Here is a 13861-nt window from a genome sequence, read left to right on the forward strand (position 1 = left end):
CTGTCAAAAATCGTCATCTCGGCAGGGATTGCCGAGATCCAGATGCCATGGATGGCAAGCACCGAACACATCCTTGTACTCTGGATTCCGGCAATCCCTGCCGGAAAGACGTTGTTGCTGAAGCATCTTTATAATCAGGAACGGTTTTGGGAACACACCATCCGTGACGACAACGATTTTAACCGGCATGTCGATTATATTGACTGGAATCCCATAAAACATGGATGGACTCAAAGTGCAACAGATTGGCCTCATTCTTCTTTCCAGAATTACGTCAGGCTCGGCTTACTTCCGAAAAACTGGGCCATCTCATCTTCCGAAAATGCTGAACATTATGGTGAATAACCGGAAACCCGTATTACGCTGCGCTGCATACGGGCTACTTTTTCTTGATCTAACTGATATTCTGGCTCAACAAATAATCTTCGTAATTACCGCTAAAGTCGTTAATGCCGTCCGGTGTCAATTCAATGATGCGGGTCGCGAGCGATGAGACGAACTCACGGTCGTGACTGACGAAAATCAGCGTACCTGGATAGTTTTCCAGAGCATTGTTCAATGATTCTATCGATTCCATGTCCAAATGGTTGGTCGGCTCATCCATGATCATGATGTTGGGCTTTTGCAAAATCAGTTTGCCGAACAATAACCGGCCCTGCTCGCCGCCCGAAACGACCTTGACCGATTTGTTGATATCATCCTGCGAGAACAACATCCGGCCCAATGTACCGCGAATGGCTTGATCGTCATCCGTTTCTTTGCGCCATTGCCCCATCCATTCGATCAAGCTCAAATCTTCATCAAAATCGGAGGCATGATCCTGGGCAAAATAGCCTATATCGGAATTCTCCGACCATTTTATTTCGCCTGCATCGGGTGTCAAATCGCCCACCAGTGTGCGCAACAGCGTGGACTTGCCTATACCGTTCGGCCCGATTACAGCGACACGCTCGCCGACACTGACCATTAAATTGAGATTTTTGAATAAGGGTTCTGCGCCATAGCCTTTGGCGAGATTGTCAACTTCCACTGCCAACCGAAACAGCTTTTTATCCTGATCGAAACGGATAAACGGATTAACCCGACTGGAGGGCTTGACTTCATCCAGCTTGATTTTATCGATCAATTTAGCCCGCGAAGTGGCCTGCTTGGCTTTGGAGGCATTCGCCGAGAACCGGCTGACAAAAGTCTGCAGTTCAGCAATCTGGGCTTTTTTCTTGGCATTTTCCGACAACAAGCGATCGCGCACTTGCGTAACAGCGGTCATGTATTCGTCGTAATTACCCGGATAAACTCTCAGCTCGCCGTAATCCATATCCGCCATGTGGGTGCAGATACTGTTCAAGAAATGCCGGTCATGCGAGATGATAATCATCGTGCTGTTGCGCTGGCTTAACACACCTTCCAGCCAGCGGATCGTGTTGATATCCAGGTTGTTGGTCGGCTCGTCCAAGAGCAGGATATCAGGATCGGCAAACAAGGCCTGAGCCAGCAACACACGCAACTTCCAACCCGGTGCAACGGCACTCATCAAGCCATAGTGTTGTTCAATCGGTATATCGAGACCCAACAGCAAATCACCGGCTCTGGATTCGGCAGTATAACCGTCCATTTCACCGTACTGCACTTCCAGTTCGGCAACGTGCATGCCCTCCTCTTCAGTCATTTCCGGCAAGCCGTAGATGCGATCACGCTCCAGCTTGATCCGCCACAGGTCTTTGTGACCCATGATGACGGTATCGATAACGGTAAAGTTTTCAAAAGCAAACTGATCCTGACGCAGGTTGCCGATACGTTCGTTTGGCGATGTACTGACATTGCCTTGCGTCGGATCGAGATCACCGCTCAGGATTTTCATGAAGGTGGATTTGCCGCATCCGTTAGCGCCGATCAGGCCGTAGCGGTTGCCTTCGCCGAATTTGACGGAAATATTTTCGAACAGGGGTTTAGCCCCGAATTGCATGGTGATATTGGCAGTAGAAATCAAGGTGTTGTATCCGAAAGGTGGTCGATAAAGTGATGATGAAGAAAAGATGGGCTCAACAGCGAAGCTTGTCAATTACATGATTGCGCCGACTTATGACCTCAGACGAAGGTTAAAGCCACAGGCAGTTTTTCAGCTGACAATCCTACCATTTTCAAGCCTTTTAAAGTAGCCCAAAGTAATGAGCAAAGCTTTAACATGGCTCTACAGGACGCTTGTTAGCCTTATGGAATGGGGTCAGGTCGTTAATAAAGCTTGCCGGTTAACTCGACATGCGTCAAATACAGGCGGGTATCAAATTCCAGCTGATGATAATCCGGCTCCATGTGCGCGCACAGCTGATAAAACGCTTTGTTATGGTCTTTTTCACGCAAATGGGCCAACTCGTGGACCACAATCATTCTGAGAAATTCAAGCGGCACTTTTTTAAAAACCGTCGCCACCCGAATTTCATTCTTGGCTTTAAGCCGAGAACCTTGAATGCGAGAAATCATCGTATGCAGACCCAATGCATCATGTAACACATTAATTTTATCGTCATAAACCACTTTGCTCAGCGGCGACGACATTTTGAGGCGTTCATTTTTAAGGCTCATGACATACTGATACAACGCCTTGTCAGTCCTGATTTCATGCGCTATCGGATAACGCTTCAAAATTTGCTCACCCAATTGATTGGCATGGATCAATGACTTGACTCGTTCAATAACGGGTTCCGGATAGCCGCCCAGATAGCTTAACGATTTCATAGGTTGTTTGCATTATTCCATATTGAACAATGCCCGGTTTACCGGTCGGCAAATTTTATTCCATGCGTTGCTCTGTGTCATGATAGTTGTCGCCTCGCCAATGATGACCCGTTGAATGGATAAATTCTTTCACCTTACGCCTGCCGGCAGTTTTTAACCTTTACACTTTATTGTTTCTGATAAGTCCCAATCAATTCCGCTTGTTCGAGCACATGCCCTTTCATTGCCGCTTCAAGTTCGGCTTTAGATGGCTGTTTGAGATCAGGCAATTCCTGATCCAATGCATACAACTTGTGAAAATAACGATGCCTGCCAATCGGCGGACAGGGGCCGCCGTATCCTGTCCGTTTCCAGTCATTTTCTCCTTGCAAAGTCCCCGCAGGTAAACTGCCGGGTGCAATTGCCTCCGCCAATCCGGTCACCGTGGGCGGAATGTTATAGAGAACCCAATGAACCCAGGTCATTTTCGGCTTAGCCGGATCGGGGGCATCGGGATCATCTACGATTAATACCAAACTTTTGGCTGCTGCAGGGACGTTGGACCAGTTTATTGCCGATGACTTGTCTTCGCCTTGACAGGTGAATCGTTTGGGAATTTCACCTTGATGAGCAAAATCAGGGGAACTGAGCGTCATCGTCATAGGTTGTCCTCCTTCAGCCTGAATAGCTGATACGGAAACTAAAGTAAATACAGAAAAAATCAGACTGAAAAAGTAACGTGCTATGTTTGGCTTCATCACTGACTCCTCGACTTGAGAACCGGCACGCTTACGCATGAGGGAAGAGCTTCAGTTAGCCCTATTTAAAGGTTGTATTCGCTGGAGCTTCGCCTAAAATGCACAAGCAATATAACTTATTTTAAGGACGTAGCATGCATATTCTCGGTGTAGATATAGGTGGTTCAGGTATTAAAGGTGCCATTGTTGACACTATAACCGGCACACTCTTAACAGAACGGCACCGGATCAAAACACCACGACCCGCTACGCCGGAAGCAATTGCAGAAGTGCTTGCGCAACTTGTCGCTCATTTTAACTGGAGCGGTCCTGTAGGCTGCGGTTTCCCTGCAGCGATTCAACACGGCGTGGCCAAAACCGCCTCCAATATATCGAAATCATTTATAGGCTGCAATATCGATAAATTGTTTACAGAAACAACTCACTGCCCGTGTTATGCCGTAAATGATGCCGATGCTGCCGGTATGGCGGAAATTCATTTTGGCGAAGGTGCTGATCAACCGGGTGTTGTTATGCTGATTACGATCGGCACAGGCCTGGGTACTGCACTTTTTACCGAAGGAAAGTTAATGCCCAACACGGAATTAGGCCATTTGTTTCTGGAAAATGGCGCTCCAGCTGAGCATTATGCCTCGGATGCTGTTCGAAAAAGTGAAGATCTGAGCTGGAAAACGTGGGGCAACCGTTTTAATACTTATCTGACCCTCATGGAAAGGCTGTTTTGGCCTGATCTGATCATACTTGGCGGAGGCGCCAGTAAAAAGTTTGACAAGTTTAATACACAACTGACGGTACAAACACCGGTTAAACCTGCCGCCTTTTTAAACCAGGCCGGTATTGTCGGCGCTGCATTGTATGCAAAATCGAAGACGATCTGAGCACCCTTGAAGCCCCGCCAAGAGCATGCAACAAAATTCAAAGACCCGCTCTTTTAGGGGGCACGCGTATTGATTAAATTGCCGCCTTGATTCAATGTTAGCTACATTGAGTGCTGCTGTATTGAAAACGTCAAGCCTAATATCAGACAACGAAAAATATTAGCCTTCGAAACTTCGATTGCATCAAGGCTAATTGTAAATAGCATAGTAACGTAGGGTGTCGGTGAGTTTACGAACCGCACCGGCGAATACGCGATTGATGCGGTGCACTTTGTTTACCGCATTCATCGACCCAAGAGTTAAGAAATATAATTTAGGATCAATGCAATGTCCCGCAAACTCATTTGGCTTCACCTTTCAGATTTTCATGCTCGCAAACGTGATGATTGGGATGCTCGCCAAATTACCGATGCGCTTGTTCGTGATTTAAAAGACATGCAGACCCGTCAAGGGCTTCGCCCTGATTTCATATTCTTCACTGGTGATGTTGCCTACGGTGCTGTTAACGGTGAAAGCATGGCTGATCAGTATCAGTTAGCTCGCCAGTTCCTAGAAGCTGTTCGCACAGCCTTTGACCCGGAAATATCCCCACGCGATATTTATCTTGTGCCTGGCAACCACGATGTAGACCGGGACGAAATTCTGCCTGAGCAAACCCAATGGTTAAGGCAAAAAAATAGAACGTTAGAGGAAATTATTGCCGCGATGCGGGATGGGAAAAAGCAATGGCGTTCGTGGATGGACAGATTGATGAGTTATCGAAATTTTCTCACAAGTTACGGCCTAACTCATCTCGAACCCAATGATTCCCATCTGATATGGGCGGATTCAAGAGAGATTCATGGTACTCGTGTCGGTATTGCAGGTCTGAATTCTGCCTGGTCCTGCGCCGACGATAGCGACAAAGCGAATCTTTGGTTAGGTTCGGACTGGCAAATAGCCAAACTGAAAGATCGAATGGGGCCGGTCGATTTTGCAATTGCACTCATACACCATCCAGGAAATTGGTTGAAAGAACAAGAAGACCCATCAGCGATGCGCCGTTTAAAACAAGAGTTTGCTCTTGTATTACATGGTCATGAACATCAAGAATGGGTTGAACCAGACATCGATGGTCGCTTAGTCTTATCAGCTGGCGCTTGTTATAACTCACAAAAAAACGGTTACAGCTTTGGTTGTTTAGACTTGGATAATCTTCAGGGCAATATTTATTTGCGGCAATGGGATTCAACAGGCAGGGGATGGGTAGCAAGGAATGTGACGGGAAAAACGCATGATGGCTGTCAGACATTGCCTAATCTTTCGTGGCTTCGTTTTAATAAAACAGAGGGTGTCGATACTACAGCTGAATCAAAAATCATCAATCATCACGATTCATCCGACACCGAGGAATCGGCAGAAGCACATTTTACGCAACGATATTGCCAATTCGTAATCTATCACCACGATGGTTTAGAGCTCTTTGGCTGTGATATTCCTCGTGAACTTCAACGCCACCAATTATCGGTTGCATATGTTTCACTTAACCTTACTCCCGAAGATGGCGGTTATCCCGCAAAAAAACGCCAGCCGCAAACCTTAAAAAATCAAGCAGAAAAGTTAGTTCAAGATGTATTAGTAGACGACAATCGGCCACAGCATATTTCCGATGAATCAAGTGCGGCTTTAGAACATGTTTTAGACAAAATTTCGACTGAAACCAGTCGACTGTTGATAAATGGTCCTGCCGGTGCCGGAAAAAGTACGCTAATGCGCTGGTGTGCCATTCATGCTGCGGGCCAAGTTCTGAATAATCTAACCGAACAAATATATTCACTACATAAACAAATTACCCCATCCAATCCAACCAAAGCATGGATCGGTCTGAATGCGGGCGTAGTGCATAAGCAGGTTTGGAGAAATAAAGTCCCTTTTCTGATTCGGTTACGTGATTGTCCTAATGGCCAATTACCAGCGGCTAATGATTTGCCGACTTTTCTAGCCAAACACTTGCCGTCCGCTCCGAAGAATTGGATGACGAACTTGCTTGATTCCGGGCAGGCCTTGGTCTTGTTTGACGGAGTAGACGAAATCCACCGCGATCAACGACGTCAACTCGAAGAAGAAATCGGTCATCTGATCCGTACTTATCCTGATTGCACTTACGTGGTCACTACTCGCCCGGGCGCAGTCGCTCCCGGCTGGCTTTCGCGCTTGGATTTCATTGAAGCGCGCGTTGAACCGATGAGCCGACAAGACCGAGAAGAATTCATCGATAAATGGTACCGTTCGGCAGCTTCGGAATTAAAGCTGAAACCACGACCCGGCGAAGATCTAGCGCAAATCGCGGTAAGTCTGAAAGCCGAGTTAGCCGAACAATCCGAACTGGGTTTATTAGCGACCAATCCGCTGTTATGCGCCATGATTTGTGCGCTTTATCGAGAACGACAAGAAAAATTACCGGAAACTCCTGCAGAATTATCCAAAGCCCTTTGTGAAATGCTTTTGCACCGTCGGGAACGGGAAACGCCAGGCTTAGCCGACAAACATTTTTTAACCAGTTGGCGCGAACTAAAGTATGCACAGAAAGAGGAACTGTTGGCCGAACTGGCATGGCTTATGGTCAGCAAAGGCAAATCATCTATCGAACGTAGCGATGCAAAAGCCTTAGTTGCTGAAACGATTTACACAATCCCAGGAAGAAGTCAGGAAGAAGCTGATGATATTTTACAAGCTTTGGTGGAAAGAAGCGGCATGCTACGACCTGCCGGAATCGATCGTATCGACTTTATTCATAACGCGTTGAAAGAATATCTAGCGGCGAATTGTATCGTGGGGAAAGGCAATTGGAAGTTATTGGTCAACTATGCCGATGACCCCGCATGGCAGCCGGTTATTCTATTCGCTCTTGCTTTAGCTCCGGAATCCTTCAGTTCCAATCTAGTTGGCGAGTTACTTAAATGCGCCGAGTCTCTAAAAAATCCGTCGGCTAAGGTTGGCGCTCTTACAAAAGCCGAACGCAAAACCTTAGCGACAATTAAGGCGCGCCAGTTTTTTCTGGTTCGATGCCGAGCGGCAGCAAAACGATTGGACGAAAAATTCTCGAAGAAAATCGATGAGTATTTGGAGCATTTATTACCGCCCGCTTCGATGAACGAAGCCGAAGCGCTTGCACAGCTTGGTTCGCGCATATTGAATTACGGTTCTTCGACTCTTGAAAACGGAAAATGGTGGGCTACACAAGGTAGCTCTATAGCAATGCGTTGCTTGCGTTTGTTGCGCTTAGCTGGCGGACAAAAGGCACAAACTGCTTTGAGAAAGATCTATGCTCTACCTAAAGGTTCAGATCCGCTTGTTAACGAATGGATTTTAGCCTGTAACGAACTATGTCCGGACGAATCATTAAAATGGCCGTTCGATAAAGAAGTGGTATCGTTGACTTCTCATCGAATCACAAATATTAATCCGCTAAAAGATGTAGACAGTTTTAAAAAAATATATATTAATTGCACGCGAGTAACCTCGCTACATCCTTTAATTGGCATGAAGTCATTAACGCAATTATTGCTATGGAATACTCTCGTTAGCGACCTAAGTCCGGTTGCTGAATTAACAAATCTAGAGCATTTGGTCTTCAGCAACACTCGCGTTTCTGACTTAACTCCTCTTAGCGAATTAAAAAAACTTAATTCGCTTGATTGTGGATTAACCAAGGTAACTGATTTGACACCAATTTCTGGTTTAAGCAATCTTAAATACTTGCAATTAGACGGCCTTCAACTCACATCCTTAAATCCAATAAAAAATTTGATTGGTCTAGAGCATTTGAGTTTGAGATCTGTTCCATTGGACGACCTAACACCACTGGCAAATCTTAAATCAATAAAGTATTTGAATTTAGTAAATACGAAGATTACACAGCTGAAACCAATACTCGGTCATTCATCACTTGAGTACTTAGATTTGGCAAGAACCGATATAGAAGACGGGAATGAAATATCGTCATTCGAAAATCTTAGACACTTGGATATTTCTGGAACCAAAATCACCGATTTAACACCGTTATCCAATTTGAGTTCTCTCGAACGACTGGTTCTTGGGTATCAGCCAATTAATGATTTGACACCCATTAAAAACTTAAAAAATCTTGAGATTCTCATACTACACCAAATTAACGTTACAGACCTTTCACCACTGATCGGCATAGAGTCTCTCAAGTATCTTAATCTAGGAAAAACTGCAATATTGGAATCGGAACTGGAGAAATTTAAATCCTTACGACCGGATGTAACAGTACGCCCGAACTATTATTTTTATTCAAGATGAGGCATTTATTAGTATAGGATATTAAGACTCGATCCCTCTTGCAGTGTCGCAATGCAACCGAGTGTCTAAAATTGGGTAAACAACTTGCACTGGATTTACTTTCGCAACGCTGAACGGTTTAAAATCTCACCAGTATCCCTTATCCGCCAAAGATATGGGTTGAGATTTCAATTCGCGGTGGGCGATATTTCATAAGCCACTCCAAATGACTTAGATAGTTTCGACAATTGCTTGTCCAACGTCCACTGCTCTGCGCCGGATGTGATCAAAACCGAAACAAGCAACAGGACTAAAGATCCGATTAGTTAAAAGGAATTGTAAGAATGTACAAAATCTTCTTTACTCCGAATACGCTTCCTGCTTTTGAGCTTCGGCGCTGTTCAGCCAGTAGGATGCAGCAACATCATGAACCATAACCTTGGCATCTTCAGCGATGGATGCAGGCTAAAACTTTAGAATCTTAATCAAAGCGTGAGGTTTAGAATCGTTTGCTCGATCGTGTAATTCCACCTTAAAGCAGAAATAGTATATTGATTCTTTCAATTTGCTACGTTCAATTCCAGACCGTCTGAGAACACAATAATTTTTGATTCACCAATTTTAAGGCAATGTGGAAGAACGGCTGATTAATTGAACTTTCGTTTAATTTTCAGCAGAGTCCTTATTTCAATTTTCCTGACCCGCTATCACAGAGACCGTCCCGGCAAGCATCACCGCCGAATAATCGGCCCAAACGCAACCTGTTCCGGGCAAATAAAAGATACAGTCCATCAAACAGCGGCCTGAGTATTGGCCAGCGCACAGGAGCCATAAGCCAGCCTAAACCTACAGCCCGGTAGGCAGCGTAAAATACTTCAACTCCTTTAATGACGCGCCCGTCCGGGTACTGGCCATGAATTTCGGCCATCAAGTCATCGAAAGACTTACCGTAATTTTCAGGCTTGAAACCGTCATCATTGATATCCTGAAAACCAAGCTTGCCTTGCTTATTTTTAAATTTCAGCCAAGCCACTTCCTTACGGCAGATAGGACAATGCCCATCGTAAAAGAGAATGAATTCGTAGGGATTGGTCATGTCGGCAGCAAATTCAAACTTTTGTTCAATAAGCGCTCAGTTGATGGAACGTTATTTTGTGACGGCTGGTCACTGTCTTTCTTTTTTTTCTTTGCCATTTGCTCACGAAAATAAGCATCATAATTCCAGTCTGGACGAGCGGGCGGCGGGGTATTTTGAGGGGTCATAGTAGTCCTTGCGTTGTTTTACAGGTGTGTCCCATTCGCCCCGGTCAGGTAGTTTTTTAGCTTATTCGACAGCATTGGAATGGGTTAAATTAAATCAATCATCAAAGTGTGGCAGTAACTGAACACTGAGACTGTTCAGCTAAAATCGATGGTTTGATTTTTAAAGAGAAGTTATCAGTAGAATTTACAGAATCAAGTGTGCTGACTGTTTATCAGCCTAAGCGTTCAAAATGAATTTGTAAAAGCGCTTCCCTGCCTTTTTCAAAATCTAAATAGTGGCTCCGACATCCTTGTATTAATTGTACGCCTGCATTACCACATTAACTAACAGAATAGCTGAGTTGGTCAAACTCCGCAGAAAATAAGCAACAATTCCCAGTTTGATGAGAATAAAGGGTAGGCGTAAGCTTTGCGGGGATGTCGGCAGCAGGGATGCTGCCGTCAAGCCTCCACGGATGGATCTACGGCGTTCCTCGCAAGGCTTTCGCCTACCCTCCAAGCCACATTAAAAGTTCAAACTGGGAATTACTGATCATTTTGTAAGTTACAGACCGTCCACGCTCCGTTAAATCTGCCCTGAGCATGGACCCGTCGCCTGCAACAAAATCCGTAGATTAAACTCTTGGCATTTGACGCAGCTTTTCAACCACTTTATCGCCAAACTGATCGGTGCTGATCATCGTTACACCGCTTCCCGGTTTCGACAAATCGGCCGTGGAATAACCATCACCAAAGACACCCTGCATCGCTGCCCACACATTTTTGGCTTCAGCTTCCATACCGAAACTGTTTTCCAGCATCATCGCCACCGAACCAATCATCGAATAGGGATTGGCAATGTTTTTTCCGGCAATGTCGGGCGCCGAACCGTGCGATGGCTCGTAGTAGGCTTTTTCAGGGCCGATACAGGCCGAAGGCATCAGGCCCAAAGAACCTAAAATGCCACCGCCCTGGTCGCTGAGAATATCACCAAACATGTTTTCCATCACCATCACATCGAACTGGGTCGGTTTTAAACACAATGCCGTTGCAGCAGCGTCGACCAGATAATTGACCACTTCGACATCGGGATATTCCTTCGCCACCTCTTCCATCACTTCGTTCCACAACACGCTGGACATCAGTACGTTGCTTTTATGGATATTGTGCAGCAGCTTGCGTCGTTTTCTGGCCAACTTGAAGGCTTCGTGCATGATGAGGCGGATTTGCTCTTCATCATATTCCAGCGTTTCCCGGACATAACGCAAGCCTTTGTCATTAACGCCGCGCTCTTTCTGTCCGAAATAAAGACCTCCCACCAGTTCGCGCACCATTATTAGATCGATGCCTTCACCGATAATCTCAGGTTTCAACGGTGAAAAATGCGCCAGCGATTTTGGCAACGAAACCGGACGGAAGTTGGCGTAAGTATTGTAACGGCGGCGCATCGGCAGTAATGCACCGCGTTCCGGTTGCTTCTCGACCGGAATTTTTTTAGCTTCTTCATGGCTCAAGCCGATAGGACCTTTCAGTATGGCATCGGCCTGATCGCAAATATCGATGGTCGCTTGCGGGAAGGCATCCCCGGTTTCGAAATAGGCGCAAGCGCCAAATGAGGCGGGCATGAGCTCAAACGTCACATCATTGCGTTCCTCAATAAGTTTGAGAACTTTGATGGCTTCTTGGGTAATCTCGGGGCCGATTCCGTCGCCGGCCAAAACTGCAATTTTATAATGCTTCATTTTTCTGCTTGCTTGTAAGTGAATAGTAAGGGGTAAGGTTTTTATTTTATTGGGTTCGCTCTAAAGGCACTGTCGACATTTCATGCAACTGGATGTTGATGAGTTTGATAGCCGCTAAAATTGCCGCATAAACCTGATTGACGTGAACACCCCGCGTTTTGCGCAATTCATTGCCGCAATCCCAGGTTATGACGCATTCGGTCAGCGCGTCGGCGTGGCCGCCTTTGGGAATTCGGATTTCATAATCGGTCAGTAAAGGCAGCGTATAGCCATATTTATCGAGTACTTTACTGATCCCGTCGATAAAAGCATCGAAACCTCCGCTGCCTGCTCCGGTTGCCTGATGCTTGTCACCTTTTACATCGACGCGCATGCTGACGGTCGATTGCAGCTTCAAACCGCTGTTGATGGAACAATCCAGCAATTTGATGTGTTGATAATTCTTGCTTTCCAGAACATCGGCAATGATAAACGGCAGATCATCTGTCGTTATCGTCTGCTTGGAATCACCCAGGCTGACGATGCGCGCCAGGACTTTTTTCTGGTCTTCTTCAGACAAGTCCAATTCCAGCTGTTCCAGATTTTTTTTCAGCGAGGCCTTGCCGCTCATTTTGCCCAGTGCATAGCTGCGGGTACGAGAAAAGCGTTCCGGTCCCAACCGCGTTTTGTATAAGCCACCCTTTTGATCTCCATCGGCATGAATACCTGCAGTCTGGGTAAAGACATCGGCACCGACAACCGGGGCATTGGCGGCAATGCGCTTGCCGGAGAAATTTTCCACCATATTACTGATGCGCACCAAATGGCTTTCATCAATAGACAGCTGCATGTTCATTTTATCGCGCAAGACCACAGCCACTTCTGCCAGCGAAGCATTGCCTGCCCGCTCACCCAGACAGTTGATGGTGCAATGAACAGCGCTGACACCCGCCTGGACAGCGGCCATGACATTGGCGGTGGCCAAGCCGTAATCGTTATGCGGATGAAAATCGAACTGCAGTTCCGGATAGCGTTGACACATATCACCGAGGCTTGAAAGCACTTCGTCCGGCGACATCACGCCCAGGGTATCCGGCAGCATGAAATGACTCACGTGACTGGACTTGAGCCTATCCATCATGCCATAGACATAATCGGGGCTATCTTTGTAGCCATTCGACCAGTCTTCCAGGTAAATATTGATTTTTAACCCTTGTTCGTGAGCATAGGCTATGGTTTGCAACACATCGGCACTGTGTTGATCCAGCGTCTTGCCGAGTTGTTCTCGACAGTGTTTCTCGCTGCCTTTGGCCAGCAGGTTAATCACTTTGCCGCCGGTAGATTTGATCCAATCCACGCTGCGGGTATGATCGACAAAGCCCAGCACTTCGACACGGTCGGCAAAGCCTTCCTGCTCTGCCCATTGGTTAATATGGGTAACGGCTTCCTTTTCACCTTCTGAAACCCGAGCGGAAGCCACTTCGATACGGTCGACGCGCAAAGATTGCAATAATGCCTTGGCAATGCTGACTTTTTCCATTGGTGTAAACGCGACCCCCTGGGTTTGCTCGCCGTCCCGCAAAGTGGTGTCCATTAGCTGGATGTGTCTTGAATTTATTGGCATGATTTTGTATTATTTTTTATGCGTCGTCTAAATCACCTAAGAATTCAGGCAATTAACGAGAAACCTTTCAGGCTTTAAGCCGCTATTTGCTCATAAGAAAATGCCGGAATATCTGCACGTTCTTTTGCATGTTCTATTGTGATGCCACAAACATTGCCTTTGGCATCGACATCAATAAAGGTATCTTCATCGTAATCTTTAGTTTCGGCTACATCTACAGCACGAAACTCGATATATAACGTATCTGTGTCTTGGAAATATTTTATTTTCATAGCGTAAATGACCTGTCAAAAAATGCGTTGTGAATGGCTATGTTCGCGTTAGTAGTAGGCGTCGCCCCGGCAGGGATTGCCGGGGTCCAGAAGCCATGGATGGCGATGGACTTTCACATCCTTGTGACCTGGATTCCGGCAATCCATGCCGGAATGACGGTGTTGATTTACTTTCTACTACTAACGCGAACATACCCTTTTGAATAGTCTCACCATCAGAAAGCAATATGTAACTATTCAGACCCCCAGACCACTGGAGGCAATTTTGGAATCGGCCGTCCGGTCCGCTGATGATCAATGACGACAGCCAAATAAAGCCAAGGGGATTGTTGTCTTTTACGGCAGGTTTCGATCACGCTGATTAAAATGG

Annotated in this window: 11 protein-coding genes and 1 pseudogene; 4 read left to right on the plus strand and 8 right to left on the minus strand. The window is 46.1% G+C overall.

Going from position 1 to position 13861, the window contains the following annotated elements; translation table 11 throughout:
* Positions 1-345, plus strand: a pseudogene (locus Q7V32_RS10525) (hypothetical protein); the annotation flags it as partial.
* A gap of 49 nt (positions 346-394) precedes the next feature.
* Here the strand turns inward: Q7V32_RS10525 and Q7V32_RS10530 are convergent.
* From Q7V32_RS10530 to Q7V32_RS10540, 3 genes are all read right to left on the minus strand, one after another.
* A complete protein-coding gene (locus tag Q7V32_RS10530) occupies positions 395-1987 on the minus strand; it encodes an ABC-F family ATPase (RefSeq protein WP_304896935.1) in 1593 nt (530 codons plus the stop codon).
* A 242-nt stretch (positions 1988-2229) separates the two neighbouring features.
* Positions 2230-2733, minus strand: coding sequence for a M48 family metallopeptidase (locus tag Q7V32_RS10535; protein WP_304896936.1), 504 nt, complete (start codon positions 2731-2733; stop codon positions 2230-2232).
* Positions 2734-2900: 167 nt separating this feature from the next.
* Positions 2901-3470 carry a YbhB/YbcL family Raf kinase inhibitor-like protein gene (locus Q7V32_RS10540; protein WP_304896937.1) on the minus strand — a complete coding sequence of 190 codons (570 nt, stop codon included), beginning with the start codon at positions 3468-3470 and terminating at the stop codon, positions 2901-2903.
* A 134-nt stretch (positions 3471-3604) separates the two neighbouring features.
* On the opposite strand from Q7V32_RS10540, the gene ppgK reads away from it, so the two are divergent.
* A complete protein-coding gene (gene ppgK, locus Q7V32_RS10545) occupies positions 3605-4348 on the plus strand; it encodes a polyphosphate--glucose phosphotransferase (protein ID WP_304896938.1) in 744 nt (247 codons plus the stop codon).
* A 327-nt stretch (positions 4349-4675) separates the two neighbouring features.
* Positions 4676-8653, plus strand: coding sequence for a leucine-rich repeat domain-containing protein (locus tag Q7V32_RS10550; RefSeq protein ID WP_304896939.1), 3978 nt, complete (start codon positions 4676-4678; stop codon positions 8651-8653).
* A gap of 661 nt (positions 8654-9314) precedes the next feature.
* Here Q7V32_RS10550 and Q7V32_RS10555 read toward each other — a convergent pair.
* From Q7V32_RS10555 to Q7V32_RS10575, 5 genes are all read right to left on the minus strand, one after another.
* Entirely contained in the window at positions 9315-9728 is a 414-nt protein-coding gene (locus Q7V32_RS10555) for a thiol-disulfide oxidoreductase DCC family protein (protein WP_304896940.1), read from the minus strand.
* Positions 9725-9895: a hypothetical protein gene (locus tag Q7V32_RS10560; RefSeq protein ID WP_304896941.1), complete on the minus strand. Its 171-nt coding sequence runs from the start codon at positions 9893-9895 to the stop codon at positions 9725-9727. The genes Q7V32_RS10555 and Q7V32_RS10560 overlap by 4 nt, the downstream gene beginning before the upstream one ends.
* 614 nt (positions 9896-10509) lie before the next feature.
* Positions 10510-11616 (minus strand): 3-isopropylmalate dehydrogenase, encoded by a 1107-nt coding sequence (leuB, locus tag Q7V32_RS10565; RefSeq protein ID WP_304896942.1) that lies wholly within the window; start codon positions 11614-11616, stop codon positions 10510-10512.
* A gap of 46 nt (positions 11617-11662) precedes the next feature.
* Positions 11663-13219 carry an alpha-isopropylmalate synthase regulatory domain-containing protein gene (locus Q7V32_RS10570; protein WP_304896943.1) on the minus strand — a complete coding sequence of 519 codons (1557 nt, stop codon included), beginning with the start codon at positions 13217-13219 and terminating at the stop codon, positions 11663-11665.
* Between the two features lie 74 nt (positions 13220-13293).
* The gene (locus Q7V32_RS10575) at positions 13294-13491 is read right to left on the minus strand and encodes a DUF2283 domain-containing protein (protein ID WP_304896944.1); all 198 of its coding nucleotides are present in this window, start codon (positions 13489-13491) and stop codon (positions 13294-13296) included.
* Between the two features lie 39 nt (positions 13492-13530).
* Between Q7V32_RS10575 and Q7V32_RS10580 the strand changes: the two genes are divergently transcribed.
* Entirely contained in the window at positions 13531-13698 is a 168-nt protein-coding gene (locus Q7V32_RS10580) for a hypothetical protein (protein ID WP_304896945.1), read from the plus strand.
* Positions 13699-13861: the final 163 nt, after the last annotated feature.

It is taken from the genome of Methylicorpusculum sp. (assembly GCF_030651835.1).
Lineage (GTDB): Bacteria > Pseudomonadota > Gammaproteobacteria > Methylococcales > Methylomonadaceae > Methylicorpusculum.

Bases quoted from the DNA above. Each gene is read 5' to 3' on its own strand.
- Q7V32_RS10540 (WP_304896937.1), bottom strand. From the start codon at position 3,470: ATGAAGCCAAACATAGCACGTTACTTTTTCAGTCTGATTTTTTCTGTA.
- Q7V32_RS10535 (WP_304896936.1), bottom strand. From the start codon at position 2,733: ATGAAATCGTTAAGCTATCTGGGCGGCTATCCGGAACCCGTTATTGAA.
- leuB (WP_304896942.1), bottom strand. From the start codon at position 11,616: ATGAAGCATTATAAAATTGCAGTTTTGGCCGGCGACGGAATCGGCCCC.
- Q7V32_RS10555 (WP_304896940.1), bottom strand. From the start codon at position 9,728: ATGACCAATCCCTACGAATTCATTCTCTTTTACGATGGGCATTGTCCT.
- Q7V32_RS10560 (WP_304896941.1), bottom strand. From the start codon at position 9,895: ATGACCCCTCAAAATACCCCGCCGCCCGCTCGTCCAGACTGGAATTAT.
- Q7V32_RS10570 (WP_304896943.1), bottom strand. From the start codon at position 13,219: ATGCCAATAAATTCAAGACACATCCAGCTAATGGACACCACTTTGCGG.
- ppgK (WP_304896938.1), top strand. From the start codon at position 3,605: ATGCATATTCTCGGTGTAGATATAGGTGGTTCAGGTATTAAAGGTGCC.
- Q7V32_RS10575 (WP_304896944.1), bottom strand. From the start codon at position 13,491: ATGAAAATAAAATATTTCCAAGACACAGATACGTTATATATCGAGTTT.
- Q7V32_RS10580 (WP_304896945.1), top strand. From the start codon at position 13,531: ATGTTCGCGTTAGTAGTAGGCGTCGCCCCGGCAGGGATTGCCGGGGTC.
- Q7V32_RS10550 (WP_304896939.1), top strand. From the start codon at position 4,676: ATGTCCCGCAAACTCATTTGGCTTCACCTTTCAGATTTTCATGCTCGC.